The organism is Streptomyces sp. NPDC028298, from assembly GCF_055565895.1.
Map to the genome: position 1 here is coordinate 83,302 of NZ_JBVHTL010000003.1, position 14,386 is coordinate 97,687.

Sequence of the window (14,386 nt, forward strand, 5' to 3'; positions counted from 1 at the left end):
CGCCCCGGCACCATCAGGTGCCGGGGCGCTCCCTGGTCCCCGGACGGCACGTGGCGCCCGCTTCGGTGGACGGCCCCTCGCGCCGGATCCCGGCTGCAGGGGATTCGTGGCGGCGGCGGGCAGCGGGAGTGTTCCGGCTAACCGCGGCGCTTCCCTGTTGCCGGGCCCGTCTCCTTCGCCGTTCCGTACGGGGCGTGGCCGTGACCGTGGTGTCCGCCGTACGGCGACGTCACCGGCTGCGGGTCCAGGCGGGCGGTGATGACCAGGGTGCCCTCCTCGATCTGGTAGTCGAGCGGGAGGCCGAGGCCGCGCATGGCGGCGACCATGCCGGTGTTCGACGCCTGGGTGACGGCGTACACGCTCTCGCAGCCGGCCTCGACCGCCATCGCCACCAGGCGGCCGAGCAGTTCGACGCCGATCCCGCGCCGCTGCCAGTCGTCCTCGACGAGCAGCGCGACCTCCGTCTCGTCGCCGTCCCAGAGCAGATGTCCGAGCCCGACGATCCTGCCGGACGCCGTCCGCACGGCGAGGGTGCGCCCGAAACTGGGGCTCAGAAGGTGGTTGAGGTACCGGTCCGCGTCGCCGACGGGACCGTGGTACCGCATGCTCAGCGTGCGCGGCGAGCAGCGCTCGTGCATCGCCTTGGCGGCCTCCAGGTCGGAGACGTCCGCGCGCTGCACGGTGATCGCGTTGCCCTCGGGCAGCGTCAGCATGTCCTGTCCCCGCGGAACACGCGGGCCGAGCCGCGCGTCCAGTTCCACCAGCGCCCGCGCCCGGGCGAACTCCGTCGGCGTGAACGGCAGATACGGCCGCTCCACCGTGATCACTCCGCCCTCCGGCGCGCGCAGCCGCATCACCGTGTCCTCCAGCGCCCCCTCCACGGGAGCTCCCTGGGTCGCCCGGCCGGAGACGGGAGAGGTGGCGGGCAGTGAACGGATCGTGCACCGGCCGAGCAACTGCCGCAGCGCGAGGGGGAGTTCGGATGCGTCGAGGGCCGTACGGGTGGCCAGGCCGAGTACCCGGGTCGGCGCGTCCACCAGGTCGTGGGCATCGGCCCGCTCGATCCAGGTCGAGCTGCCGCCGGCCTGCGCCACGCCGCGGGTGATCTCCGAGGTGGCCAGCTCGGCGGGCGCGCGCAGCAGGAACTCGTCGACCGTTCCGTCGGCCAGCGGGTGAGTCTGGAGGCTCAGGATGTCGACCTGGTGCTCCGCGAGCGCCGTGCAGAGGGCCGCGAGAGAACCCGGCGCGTCCTGGACCGTCGTCCGCATCCGCAGCAGCACGGTCGCCTCCACGGCCGGCAGCGGCGTGGAGGGTGTGGCATCCGCCCCGGAAAGCGCGCCCGTTCGCCCGTCGGAGGGCGGCCGGGCGCCGGTATCGCCCGTCGGGGGCGCGTGACCGTGGCGGCGTGCCCACCATGTGTGGAATCCGGCCGTGGCGACCAGGAACACCGCCGAGATCACCAACAGCGCGGGACCGTCGGGCCCGTGCCCGACCAGGTTGGCCACACCGTCCGCGACCGCCACGGCCGTGAACAGGGCGGCGAGTTCGACGACGTCCCGTCGCCAGTGGTGAACGGGTCGTCCATGCTTCGCACGCGTCACATCAGACATGTCTGGAGTCATACAGCCACTGTGAAGGAATGGTGTTGCGTGATCACGAACGGCTTGTGACTGATCGGTTAAGTGTCGTTCTGCCCGTTTTGCAGTTCTTTTTACGGGTCTTTTGCCTCGAACACGGGACCTGCCCGCCCACCTGGTCAGAGCCGCCGGACGACGGCCGGCCCTCGGACGACGGCCGGCCCCCGGGCGAGGGCCTTCCGTGTCCGGTGAACGGCTTCCCGTCTCCAGCGACGGCCCGGCGTCTCAGGCGACCGGGACGACCTCCTCCCGAGTCAGCGCGGTCCGCAGCCGTCGGGCCTGGGCCACGACCTTGGACGAGCCCTGCCGGCCGGCGGTGTCGGCGAGATGCGCGAGATCACCGCGCGCCCCGGACCGCTCGGCGCAGTCGGCGGCGACGGCCAGCAGCTCACCGAGCCCTCGCACCGCGCCGCCGCCCGCCCCGTCGGCGGTGAGGTCGGCCAGCAGGACCGGCAGCAGGCCGTCCAGCACCGACCAGACCGTGGCGTACGCACCCGTGGCCGCCGCCGTGCGTATCGACTCGGCCAGCCGGGACTTCTTCAGCGCACCCCTGCGCACCAGTTCTCCGAGGTCCGCGCCGAGCCGCCCGGCGTCGAGCTGTCCCCGGGCGGCGAGGATCAGCAGGGCGTCCACCGCGGCGAGCCGCTCCTCGGGACGCCGGGCCCCGAGTCCGTACGCGAGGCACAGGTGCAGTGCCTCGCCCGCCGTGCCGTCGGCCTCGGCGAGCAGTGGCAGCGACGCGGTGTCCACGCGGCCGTCCTCCATCGCGGCCGCGCCGAAGTCGCTCAGGAGACGCGCCGCCACCAGTTCCCGGCGTCCCGGTACGACGGCCGGCCAGTGCTGCTGGTCCGTGGCGCCCCAGTGCCGGCAGTACCAGTGGTCCTTGAACGCCGTGAGGGGGCGGCCCAGCAGCCTGAACTCCCTGGGGAACAGGCCCTGAATCTCTTCGAGTTCGCCCAGTTCCAGCAGGACGCGGGCGCCCGAGGTCCGTCGGCGGACGGTCGGGAGCAGCGGTCCTTCCGAGGTGAGCCACTGGGCCAGCCGGTACCCCTCCGGACTGCCGAGCGCGCGGGCCCGCGCCACGGCCGCCGCCGTCGTCGCGGTGTCGTCGCGCCGCACGCGCAGAAGCGCCTGAGCGAAGTCGGCCGTGCCCGGCCGGGCGTCGAGCCGTCGGTACTCGGTGAGTCGTTCCACGAGTTCGTCCGGCTCCAGCAGCCCGCTGTCCCAGGTGGGAGTGGCCAGCAGGAACGGCATCGGCTCGGTGCGCACCCGGTGGGCCGCCTCCCACAGCCGCGCGTCGAGGGCGCGGGAGAGCGCGCTGTGCCGGCAGTTCCCACCCGTCGGCCCCTGCTGCACCGCCGCGTGGAGCGTATGCATGCCGACCCCCTTGAACAGGGAAGCCAGGACCACTTCGAGGCCATGCGCCGACTCACGGAAGCTCCGGTCCACGACCGGGTAGCTCGGATCGCGGTCCTTCCACCAGCAGCGCGCGACCACGGGGCCGAGTGCCTCCACCAGCGCGTCCGGGTCACGGTGGGCATGGCGGACCAGGCCGTCCAGAGCCCGCTCGAACGCGGCGACTCCGCCACCCGAGGCCAGGATCGCGCTGACCTCCTCCGCCAGTTCGGCCACCGATTCCGGTGCCGGCGCCAGCCGCGCCCGCTCCGGAACGGGCGGCAGTACGTCCTCCTGGACCGTCGAAGCGGAGCCCGGCGCCTCGACACCGAGGGCCCGCTGGGCCCGCAGCCGGAGCCCCGGGCTCAAGTCGGCGCTGAGGTCTTCGAGCCGAGCCCGCGCGTCGGCCGCGTCGGGAAGGGCGCCGACATGGCGCTCCACCAGCTTCAGCGCACGCTCCTGCACCTCGGTGTCCTCGTGCCCGAAGGCTTCCGCCACCGCGGGCAGCAGTACGTCCGCGGCGGACGGATCACCCTTGAGGACTTTCCCCAGCAGGATGAGCTGGGCGCGCACCAGCTTCTTCTCCGTCCGGAAGACGACGCCCGAGGACATGTCGGCGAGCTGCCGGTGCGTCAACTCGCCGTCCAGCGCGAGGGAGGCGAGCACCGACTGCGCGTGCCAGGCGACGGCCGGCACGGCCTGGCAGGCGAGCGCGGTCCAGTCGGCGGTGCGCTCGCGTTCCTCGTCCCGTGTCGGAGCCAGGGACGACAGCAGACGCAGGAACACCCGCTGGTCGGCCGGGGCGCCACCGCGCAGGAGCCGTGCGACGCAGGCGTCCAGCAGGACCTCGCGGTCCAGGGTGCCTTCCTCGGCCAGCTCCGCGAGGGCGTTGTACCAGCTTCCCGGCCCGTCGCCGAACAGCCAGGCGATCCGGCTCGTGACCTCCAGCGACTCGAAGAGCGCGGTGATCAGCACGGACAGGTGCGGCTCCTTGCGCAGCCGCTGCGCCACGGTGTCGCCGCTGTGCCACGAGGCGCCGATGTGCTCCAGCCAGCCCTGGACGTAGGAGTCGGTCGTCGGAACCGCGCAGCCGGACAGCCCCACCAGGCCCGACAGCAGGGCGAACGGCACCCGGGAGGTCGTCGGGCGGGCCGCGAGCCGGTGCGTCAGATCGGCGAGCCAGTCGGACTCCCGGTCGCCCAGGACATGGAGCAGGACACCGGGGGAGGCCTGTGACCAGCGCATGTCGACACCCGCGATCCAGGTCGCCGCACCGGCGGCGCCCGTGTGACACGCGGCGCCCGCCGCGTGCAGCGCGGGATGGGCCACCCGGGACGCCGCGTTCCACGGCGCGGACCGCAACTCCTTGCGCAGCGCCTTCAACGCGGGCAGACAGGACCGGCGTTCGGCATCGGTCATGCCGTCCAGGAGCCCGGCGGCCTCGACCGTCCGCCCCGCCCGTACCGCCGTCAGCAGTGCTTCGTCGTTCATCGTCCCTCGCCCCCGTCGAACGGAACTTCCTGGAATGACTCGTGTCGCCCCGAGACCAGGGGCTCCCCGCGCCCGGCACCAGGGTCGGCACCGGGGCCGGCCCCGTGCTCGACCCGGGCGCCCCGCCGTACCATCCGGACCGCCAGAGCGTGTTTGCACGGTCCGCGTCCGCCGCGGTACTTCGCCCACCACAGGCAGGAACAGCTCAACGTCCCCGCGTCGTCGCGGACCCGGTGCACATGTCCGTCGTCCGCCGTCACCGTGCCGATGGCCCCGTCCAGGGCGACCGCGCCTCCGGCGACGAGTGCGTGGGCCGACCGCAGGCGCGGGTTGTGCCGCTCGGCCCGCCCCGCGTCGTAGGGCAGTTCGCGGTGGAAGTAGGCGGCTTCCGCGGTGTCGTAGCCCACGCGGCCCGACGTGCCCAGCCGGACCAGGGCGGCTCTCACGCGCTCGGCCGGCAGGCCGGAGGCGGAGGCCAGGTCACCCACGTCGACGCGGGGCTCCCACGCCAGCAGCACCGCGATCAGCTCGGCGTCCTCGGCCGCCTCGTCGGTGGCGAGTGCGTCCAGCACCCCGCCCTCTCCGGAGAAGCCACGGGACGCGTCCGGCGAGAGCGTGAGGGTCAGCCGCATTCCGGGGAGGACGGCTTCCCAGGCGCCGGCAAGGGCGGCGTCGCCGGTGACCGGCGGGCCGTACACGCGCAGTGCCGTCGCGTGGCGCAACACCCTCTGGAGGGCGATCAGCCGGTCCGGTCCGGGCAGACAGACGGCTCCCGGAACCGGCCGGGTGGTCGGACGCAGTCCCCGGCCCGCGGGCACCACCCACTGGGGGCCGCCCGACCTGCCGCGCACCGTGCCGCGCGGGAGCGAGCGCAGGAACCGGACGGCCTCGGCGGCGGGCAGCTCGGCCCGCAGGTCGAACCCGGCCGCGGTCACCTGGGCCTCGGCGAATCCCCGCAGCCAGCGGTCGGGCAACGGCACCTTCTTCTCCACCACGGGCCCGTCCAGCGTGGTCACGGCCATCTCGTCCGGGCCGACCCGAAGATGCAGCGGATCGTCCGTGCCGATGCGGGAGAGGGCCTCGCGCAGCGGGTTGTTGACGTCGACGTTCGTCGTCCCGTGCCCGATCTCGTCGCCGTCCAGGCCCGGTGTCAGTACGTCCAGGCGCGCGTACACCCCTCCGCAGCCGGAGAAGGACTCGAACCGGAGACGGTCACCGTTGCCCGTGACCACCGGGTCCAGGGACGCCCGCGGTTGCGGCCGGTCGTAACGCGCCGCGGCGACGTCGGCCACCGCCAGCAGTCCCGCGGCGGCCACCTGGGGCGACGTCAGGAAGCCCGCGAAGAACCGCGGATGGTCCTCGATCCCCGTGGGCGTCGAACCTCGCGAGGTCTCGAGCCCCAGCCGCCGCCCGCCGGGCACGGACTCCAGAGCGGAGGGTCGGGTGTAGGCCACGGCCTGCAAAGATCGCGTCATGGAAAAACCGTAGAGGCGACCACTGACAATCGCCCCTGACCTGCGAGGACTTGCCATCCAGGCCGACGGGAGAGGAAGCCACGCGGTGGTTCCGACGTGCCGGGCGGCCGGGGTGGGCCCGCCGTGCTCGGGGCCGGGATGGGCCCGCCGTGCCCGGGGCCGAGGTGGGACCCGTGTGCGGGGCACGGCGGACCGGCGTCGCTACTGGCCCACGCGTCCCGGCTGGAGCACCTGCGTGAACAGCACGGTCCCGTCCTGTTCGCGCAGGCGTACCGTCAGCTCGCCGCTGTCGCCGTCGATGTCCACCTCGCCGAAGAACTGGTAGCCGCCCGCGGGTGACACGTTCGAGGCGACGGGCGCCTTCACGAACACCCGCTCCGGACCGAAGGTGCCGTCCAGTGCGCTCGCCGGGAAGGCGCCGGCGTTCAGCGGGCCGGAGACGAACTCCCAGAACGGCTCGAAGTCGGTGAACGCGGCCCGCGACGGCTGGTAGTGCTGGGCCGACGTGTGGTGCACGTCGGCGGTGAGCCACACGGTGCCCGTGATCCGCCGGTGCTTGATGAACCGCAGCAGTTCGGCGAGTTGGAGCTCGCGACCCAGCGGCGCGCCCGGGTCGCCCTGGGCCACGGCCTCGATGTTCGGCCGTCCCTCGGTCGTGTCCGGAACGACCAGGCCGAGCGGCATGTCCGCGGCGATCACCTTCCACACGGCCCGCGAACGCGACAGCTCGCGCTTCAGCCACTCCAACTGCGCGGCACCGAGGATGCCCTGCGGATCCGTCGTCTGGTCGTCGGGGGAGTTGGCGTTGCGGTAGGTGCGCATGTCGAGGACGAACACGTCCAGCAGGGGACCGTGCCGCACGACCCGGTGCACGCGACCGTCCCGGTCGCCCGGCCGCAGGGTCGACACGGGGAAGTACTCGCCGAACGCGCGCCGGGCCCGCGCCGCCAGGACGTCGACGCTCTTCTCCGTGTAGCGCGTGTCCGTGGTGGCGATCACCTCACCCGGGTACCAGTTGTTCCGCACCTCGTGGTCGTCCCACTGGATCACGGAGGGCACCTGGGCGTTGAACCGCTTGAGGTTCTCGTCGAGCAGGTTGTAGCGGAAATTGCCGCGGAACTCCGCCAGCGACTCGGCGACCTTGGACTTCTCCTCGGTCGTGATGTTCCGCCAGGTGCCGCCGTCGGGGAGCGCGGCCGTGGCGGCCAGCGGGCCGTCCGCGTAGATGTTGTCGCCGCTGCACAGGAAGAAGTCGGGGTCGAGCCGGGCCATCGCGTCGAAGATGCGGTAGCCGCCGATGTCCGGGTTGATGCCCCAGCCCTGCCCCGCCAGGTCGCCCGACCAGAGGAAGCGCACACCGCCGCGCCGCCCGTGCGGAGCCGTGCGGAACGTTCCGCCCACCGGCTCGCCGGTGCGCCGGGGGTCGTCCGGGTCGGCGAGCAGGACGCGGTAGTGGATCTGTTCACCGGACGGCAGCCCGCGCAGCCGGGTGGTCCCCGTGAAGTCCGTGTCCGCGCCGAGCAGCGGACCGTGCCATCGGCGCGCGTCGCGGAACGACGCGGTCGCCGAGGTCTCGACGATCATCCGCGCGGGCCGGTCGGAGCGCACCCACACCAGGCCGGAGTCGGTGGTCACGTCGCCGGTCTGGACGCCCCAGCCCGCCTTCGGCCGGCCGGACAGGGCGAGCGCCGGCGCCGAGCCGAGCGTGGTGGGCAGGGCCAGTGCCGCCGACGCGGCCAGCGAGCCGCGCAGCACGCTGCGGCGACCGGGGAACGAGGGGAACGGACGGTGCGACATGGATACGCCTCCGGGTACGGATTCGGCCAGTGTGCAGAGCCACAACTACTGGTGCGCCGCAGCGCGCACGCAAACCACGGGTGAACAACCGGCCCTGGGACACGGGGAATCGCCCCGACGCCCGGGGAGCCCCCGCGGACCGCCTCATGGAGCCGGCCGGGGAACCGGTCTAAAGAGCCGAACCGGCCGACCGGTCCCGTACGGCCTCCGCCATCAGCCGCACGCCGTCCCGTATGCGTGCGGGCGGCAGATGGGCGTACCCGAGCACGAGCCGTACGCCGTCCGCGGCCGTCGATCCGTAGTGGGCCGTCGGCCGGACCACGACCCCCGCCGCCGCGGTGCGTTCCAGGAAGCTGTCCCGCGGTCCATGGCGGGCGGGCAGTGCGGCCACGACGTGCAGACCGGCCGCGATTCCGGAGACCTCCGTACCCGGAAAGTGCTCCTCCAGGGCCGCGACCAGGACGTCACGCCGCTCCCGGTACGCACGCTGGCAGCGGCGCAGGTGCCGGTCGTAGTCGCCGCGTTCGACGAAACGGGCCAGGAGCGCCTGGTCGAGGACCGGGTTGCCGAGGTCCATGGTGCGTTTGCGCTCGACGACCTCCTCGAAGTGGGACGCCGGGACCAGGAGCCAGCCGAGCCGAAGCCCCGGAGCGAGCGATTTGCTGACCGAGCCGGTGTACGCGACACGCTCGGGGTCCAGTCCCTGGAGGGCACCCACCGGCGCACGGTCGTAACGGAAGTCGCCGTCGTAGTCGTCCTCGATGACCAGGCCGTCCACGGACCGGGTCCAGTCGAGGAGTTCGCCGCGACGCCGGGCCGAGTACGCGATGCCCGTCGGGAACTGGTGGGCGGGCGTCGTCACCAGGGCCCGTACACCGGACGCTTCGAGCGGGGCGAGCGCGAGACCCTCGTCGTCGAGCGGAAGCGGTACGGTGCCGACGCCTGCCGAGGCGAACAGGGAGCCGAGTTCCGGGCTGCCGGGACGCTCGACGCCCACGCGGGGTGTCCCGCGCGCGTGGAGCGCGAAACCGAGCAGTGTCATCGCCTGGGCGACGCCGGAGACCACGATGACGCGCTCCGGGTCCGCGACCACACCCCGGCGGCGCACGAGGAGTTCGGCCAAGGCCGTCCTGAGGCGCGGCAGGCCGCGCGGGTCCGGGTAGCCCAGTGCCTGGTGGGGGAGTTCGGCCAGCACCCCGCGGTGCGCGGCGGCCCAGGCGGAGCGCGGGAAGAGGGACAGGTCGGGGCTTCCCGCGACGAAGTCGGCCCGCACCCCGGCCGCCCGCGGGGCACGGTCACGCGCGCGTGGACCGACGGCCCGCACCGCACCGCCGACCCAGGTACCCGACCCGCGGTCACTGCGGAGATAGCCTTCCGCCGTCAACTGCTCGTACGCCTCCGTGACGAGCCCCCGCGACACGCCGAGGTCCCCGGCCAGCTCGCGGCTCGACGGCAGCCGGGTGCCGGGAGCGAGCCGCCCGGAGCGGACCGCCTCGCGCAGCGCGGCCTGGAGCGTGCGTCCACGCGCGCGTGCCGGCGCCGACGCGGCCGGCAGGAGCAGCTCCCAGGCGGCCGTCCACGAGGAGGCCGCCGGTTCTGCCCGGCCTGTCGATCCTGGCGAGCCCTCCGGTTCCGCCGGAGCCGCGGTCGGTGCTGTCGGAGCGGGACGCGGCGGCTCGCCGCGATTGGTCCCCGATGACGTCATGGAAGTGGACCTTAATCCGGGCCACGCCCGTTCATAGCGTCGTAGTCATGAACGCCACCACCACCCGGGGCGCGCTGCTCGCCGCCCTCGCCTGTGTCCTCGTCGGAGGTTCCTTCACCGCCAACAGCGTCCTGGGCCACTATCCGTACGCGGGCGGCCAGTTCCTGCGCTACGGCCTCGCCTGTGTCCTCCTGCTGCCCCTCGTCGGCCGGGGCGCGGCCGCCCCGCTGCGGCGGCTCACGGTCCGCCAGTGGGGGCGACTCGCGCTCGTCGCGGCCGTCGGCATGGTCGGCTTCAACCTCGCCGTGCTCGCCGCCGAGCGCACCGCCGAACCGGCGGTACCCGGCGTCTTCGTCGGCTGCGCCCCCGTCGTCGTCGCGGTGCTCGTACCGCTTCAGGAGGGCCGCCGCCCACGACGCCGCGTCCTGTACGGGGCGCTGCTCGTCGCCCTCGGCGCCTTCGCCGTTCAGGGATGGGGCCGCACGGACGCGGCCGGGATCGCCTGCTCCGTGGGCGCGCTGGCCGGGGAAGCCGGTTTCGCCGTGCTGGCCGTACCGGTACTGCGTCCGCTGGGGCCGCGGCTGCTGTCGGCCACCGTGTGCGCCGTCGCCGCGGCCGAGTCCGCGCTGGTCGGCGTGATCGCCGACCGTGGAGCGTGGCTGCGGGTGCCGGACGCCACCGAGGCGACCGCGCTGCTGTGGCAGGCGGCGGTCGTCACGGTCGTCGGCTTCGTCTGCTGGTACATGGGCGTGCAGCGCATCGGAGCGGAGCGCGCCACGCTCTTCTCCGGCCTCGTCCCGGTCTCGGCGGCCTGCACCGCGCCGCTCGTGGGTACCGGCGCCTACGGGATCGCGCAGGCCGCGGGCAGTGCCCTCGTCGGCGCCGGAGTCGCCCTCGGGTCGGGCGCCTTGGGCGTCGTCCTCGGGCGCGGTCGCCGGGCCGCCGGAAGGGGCCGCCCGGGGACCGAGCCCCAGGACAGCGCGAACTCCGCCGTCCCGGACCGCTCAGCGGCTTCCGTCGAGGATGACGCGGGCGACGAGCGCCGGGTCGTCGTTCATCGGGACGTGGCCGCAGCCGGGCAGCCGCACCAGCCGCGCCCGCGGAATGATCTGCTTGGCCCGGACGCCCTGGCGGCGGATCAGCAGCCGGTCGCGGGTTCCCCAGGCCACGGTGACGGGGAGCGTCGGGATGTCGTCCGTGAACTGGACGTTCGTGCCCGCCCGGAGCGTCTCGGCGAATCCCTCCGCGTGGGCCAGGGCGAGGGTCTCGGCGACGACCGCTTCGGGTGAACGGCGGGCGGGCCGGGCGTAGATGGTGCTGGTCAGGACGGTCCGCCCGGCCGCGGAGCGGGAGAGCCGCTCGATGACCGGCAGGGGCATGCGGCGGGCCGTCTGGCGCATGGCGATCAGCAGCCCGAAGGCGTACCGCCGCTCCACCGGCGACCAGAAGCCCGCGGGCGAGAGCGCGGTGACGGACCGTACGAGCTTCTCGCGGCCCAGTTCCAGCGCCAGCAGCCCGCCGAGCGAGTTTCCGGCGACGTGCGGCCGCTCGATCTCCAGCGCCTCGCACAGCGCGCCGAGTACGGGCACCACCGTCGACAGGTCGTGGGCGAGCCCGTCGGGCAGCGCCGGGGACGCGCCGAAGCCCGGAAGGTCGACGGCGATGACGTCGCGTTCGGCGGCGAGGATGGGGATGACCGGGTCCCAGGCCTGGCGGTGGTGGCCGATGCCGTGGAGCAGGAGCAGCGGCTCGCCGGTGCCCTCGCGCGCGTAGGACACGGTGACCGCCTTCGGGCCGCGCGGTGTGGGGAGGCTGACGGTGACCGTGTCGGACATGCGGGTGCTCCTCATCTGATGCCGTGACGAACCATCTCGTAGACAGCTTGTCAGCAACTGCTACCGACGGGTAGCCCCCGAGTCGGCACGAACCCGGCGCCGGGGGCCGGCCATCCGAGGCCGGGCATTCGAGGCCGGGCATTCGAGGCCGGGCGTCCGAGGTCGGCCGTCCGAGGTGGGCCGTCCAAGGCCGGGCGTCCGAGGCCCAGCGTTCGGGCCAGGCACCTCACGCCCGGCACCACACGGCGGGGACGGCGGTGCGGGGCCCAGTACGGGCACCCGGCGCCGACCGGATGCCCGTACCCACCTCTGACGCGCCCGTGCCCGCGGCTCCTCCAGGCCCGCGGCCCGCGGCTAGCGCGCCCCGCGCACCTCGATGTTGAAGTCCGCGTGCCCGATGCTCTGCATGAGCTTGACCCACAGCGGCACGTACATCTCCACGGTCCGCGCGGTGCTGATGCCGCCGAGGTCGAACACGCGCCGCGCGGGCCAGCCGAACTCGCCCAGCAGCGAGGTCACTTGCTCCTTGGCGCCCTCGTCGTCACCCGAGACGAAGATCTGGTGCTCGCCCGGCACCTTGGAAGGGTCCACCATCACCTGGCAGTTGACCGTGTTGAGGCTCTTCACCACACGGGCCCCCGGAAACTCCCGCTGGATCTGCTCGCCCACGCTGTCCGACTCCACGGGAGACAGCCGCAGTTCGCCGTCCTCGAAGGCCAGGGGATTGGAGACGTCCAACACCACCTTGCCGTCCAGGTTTTCCGCACCGGCCGACCGCAGCACGGCGAGCGCGACCCGGCCGCCCACCGCGTTCACGACCACCTCGCCGAACGCCGCCGCGTCGGCGAAGGTGCCGTGATGGGCCGTGGGGCCCGCGCCGTCGGCCCACTCGGCCGCCGCCGCGTTGTCCTTCGTGCGCGAACCCAGGCAGACCTCGTGGCCCAGTTCGACCAGTTTGCCGGCGAGGGTGCGCCCCACGTCGCCCGTGCCCAGTACCCCGTACCGCATCGTCGTTCCTCCCGTTGTCGGGACCGCCGGTCACCGGCGGTCCGCGGCCATTGTGCTCCGGGGCGGCCGTTTCGCCCGGCTGTTTCGCCTGGACACCCGGGAATGTGTCGGGTGGGATGGGGCGGTGACGACCGACACGGTGACCGACGTATTCGAGGAACACCGCCCCGTACTCATGGGTGTGGCGTACCGCATGCTCGCGCGCGTGGCCGACGCGGAGGACGTCGTCCAGGAGACGTGGCTGCGCTGGTCGGCCGAGGACCGGTCGGACGTGCGTGAGCCGCGCGGCTACCTGGTCCGTGTCACGACCCGGCTCGCCATCGACCGGCTGCGCCAGGTCCAGTCGCGTCGCGAGACCTACGTCGGACCGTGGCTCCCGGAGCCGTACGTCACGGACTTCGGTGAGACGGTGCCGGACAGCGTCGAGCGCGCCGTCCTCGCGGACTCCGTCTCCCTCGCCGTCCTCGTCGTCCTGGAGTCCCTGTCCCCGTTGGAACGCGCGGTGTTCGTCCTGCGCGAGGCGTTCGGCTATCCGTACGCCGACATCGCGGTCGTACTGGAGCGAGGCGAGGCGGCGGTACGCCAACTCGCCGGGCGGGCGCGCAAGCACGTGGAGGAACGGCGGCCACGCTACGAGGTGGACCCGGCCGAACGCCGTGACCTCACCGAGCGGTTCCTCGCCGCGGCGGCCGAGGGCGATCTGGAGGGGCTCATGTCCCTGCTGGCACCCGAGGCGCGGCTCATCGGCGACAGCGGCGGCCTCACCCAGGCACCCCTGCGCGTCCTCGACGGCGCCGAGAAGGTCGGCCGGTTCGTCATCGGCGTCACCAAGAAGGGCGCGTACGGCCTGTCGTTGCGCTTCCTCGAGGTCAACGGCGGCCTCGCGGTGCTCGCGCTGTCCGGGGGCGAACCCGACAGCGTCATCCAACTGGACGTCGCCGACGGGCGGGTCCAGTGCGTCTACATCGTGCGCAACCCGGAGAAGCTGGTGTCGATCCCGGCCGGTTAGCCACCGGAGAACGCCTCCCGCCGAGGCGTCACAGGACAGCGGAAGCCCCCGACTTTGTACGGGGGCTTTCGGCGTTGTGTCACGGACGTCGCCCGGCGAGAACACCCCGTGAACGCTCCGCGGCGGGGCGCCTGTGCAATCCGTAAGGGTTCGAGGATTGGTCTTGACCAAGGGTGGGGGCGGCCCTATCGTCGCGGATAGTGCAGGAACCTTTAATAAACAAGGGCGTTAAAACGCCGCCGGGCCACGGCGATTGCGGAGGACAGGGTGGGGACCACGCAGTTGGAATCGGTGCCGGAACCGAAGTACTGGCACCTCAGGACCGTGCTCAGCGAGGCACTGGACTCCGAGTTCACCGTGGGCGAGATCCTGCCCAACGAACGTGATCTGGCGGCCCGCTTCGGTGTCGCCCGGGCGACCCTGCGGCAGGCACTCGAACAGCTCGAACTGGAAGGCCGGCTGCAGCGCCGCCGCGGCGTGGGCACCACCGTCGCGCCCCCGCGCGTGGGCGTGGCCGTCGGAACCGAACAGCATGTGTGGCCGGGGGCGGCCGGTGACGCCTGGCACGCCGCGGACTGCACGGTGGCGGCGCCCCCCGCGCCGGTGGCCGGCATCCTGGAGAGCGCGGACGGCGAGCAGGTCCACACCGTGCGCCGTTCCCTGGTGACGCACGGCCAGCCCGTCGCCGCCGAGCTCCTGTACATCCCGGCGTCCTCGGTGCCGGACCTGTCGGCGATCGACGCGCCCTCGGGCGCCGCACGCGCGCGTGCCGTGCTGCGCGAGCTCCAGCGCCTGGACCTCGAGGGCCAGGACCGTGCCGTCGAGCTGGGCTCGGCCCGCGCGGACGACGCCAAGGAGCTCGACCGTCTTCCCGGGGCGCCCGTCCTAGTCGTCACGACCCGCTTCTTCACCGAGGGGCGCACCGTGGCGGTGTCGGTGGCCACGTACCGTGCCGACACCTGCCGGCTCACGTTCGGTGATTCGGGCGGGGTGGAGATCCACCACGACCCGGAGCGCCGCGCCTCCTGAGCCGT

The 14,386-nt window shown here is 73.4% G+C and carries 9 protein-coding genes and 1 pseudogene; 3 read left to right on the plus strand and 7 right to left on the minus strand.

Annotation, left to right across the window (positions count from 1 at the left end; genetic code table 11):
• Positions 1 to 137: 137 nt before the first annotated feature.
• The 5 genes from ACZ4TO_RS15565 to pdxR all read right to left on the minus strand — a co-directional run bounded on the left by ACZ4TO_RS15565 (position 138) and on the right by pdxR (position 9,500).
• Positions 138 to 1,610, minus strand: coding sequence for a GNAT family N-acetyltransferase (locus ACZ4TO_RS15565; RefSeq protein ID WP_382787216.1), 1,473 nt, complete (start codon positions 1,608 to 1,610; stop codon positions 138 to 140).
• A gap of 252 nt (positions 1,611 to 1,862) precedes the next feature.
• Positions 1,863 to 4,523 carry a DUF7824 domain-containing protein gene (locus ACZ4TO_RS15570; protein WP_468024414.1) on the minus strand — a complete coding sequence of 887 codons (2,661 nt, stop codon included), beginning with the start codon at positions 4,521 to 4,523 and terminating at the stop codon, positions 1,863 to 1,865.
• Complete coding sequence (locus ACZ4TO_RS15575; protein ID WP_468024415.1) at positions 4,520 to 5,998, minus strand: SWIM zinc finger family protein; 1,479 nt, start codon at positions 5,996 to 5,998, stop codon at positions 4,520 to 4,522. Before ACZ4TO_RS15575 ends, ACZ4TO_RS15570 begins: the two co-directional genes overlap by 4 nt.
• A 201-nt stretch (positions 5,999 to 6,199) precedes the next feature.
• Positions 6,200 to 7,795, minus strand: coding sequence for an alkaline phosphatase D family protein (locus tag ACZ4TO_RS15580; RefSeq protein ID WP_468024416.1), 1,596 nt, complete (start codon positions 7,793 to 7,795; stop codon positions 6,200 to 6,202).
• A gap of 169 nt (positions 7,796 to 7,964) precedes the next feature.
• Positions 7,965 to 9,500, minus strand: coding sequence for a MocR-like pyridoxine biosynthesis transcription factor PdxR (gene pdxR / locus ACZ4TO_RS15585; RefSeq protein ID WP_468024417.1), 1,536 nt, complete (start codon positions 9,498 to 9,500; stop codon positions 7,965 to 7,967).
• Positions 9,501 to 9,547: 47 nt separating this feature from the next.
• Between pdxR and ACZ4TO_RS15590 the strand changes: the two are divergent.
• Positions 9,548 to 9,904, plus strand: a pseudogene (locus ACZ4TO_RS15590) (EamA family transporter); the annotation flags it as partial.
• Between the two features lie 600 nt (positions 9,905 to 10,504).
• Here ACZ4TO_RS15590 and ACZ4TO_RS15595 read toward each other — a convergent pair.
• Positions 10,505 to 11,335: an alpha/beta fold hydrolase gene (locus ACZ4TO_RS15595; RefSeq protein ID WP_468024418.1), complete on the minus strand. Its 831-nt coding sequence runs from the start codon at positions 11,333 to 11,335 to the stop codon at positions 10,505 to 10,507.
• Between the two features lie 354 nt (positions 11,336 to 11,689).
• Complete coding sequence (locus tag ACZ4TO_RS15600; protein ID WP_382787204.1) at positions 11,690 to 12,343, minus strand: NADPH-dependent F420 reductase; 654 nt, start codon at positions 12,341 to 12,343, stop codon at positions 11,690 to 11,692.
• Positions 12,344 to 12,467: 124 nt separating this feature from the next.
• Between ACZ4TO_RS15600 and ACZ4TO_RS15605 the strand changes: the two genes are divergently transcribed.
• Together ACZ4TO_RS15605 and ACZ4TO_RS15610 are read left to right on the plus strand one after the other, a co-directional pair.
• Positions 12,468 to 13,352 (plus strand): RNA polymerase sigma-70 factor, encoded by an 885-nt coding sequence (locus ACZ4TO_RS15605; RefSeq protein ID WP_382787202.1) that lies wholly within the window; start codon positions 12,468 to 12,470, stop codon positions 13,350 to 13,352.
• 267 nt (positions 13,353 to 13,619) lie between these two features.
• Positions 13,620 to 14,381 (plus strand): GntR family transcriptional regulator, encoded by a 762-nt coding sequence (locus tag ACZ4TO_RS15610; RefSeq protein WP_382787200.1) that lies wholly within the window; start codon positions 13,620 to 13,622, stop codon positions 14,379 to 14,381.
• Positions 14,382 to 14,386 lie beyond the last annotated feature (5 nt).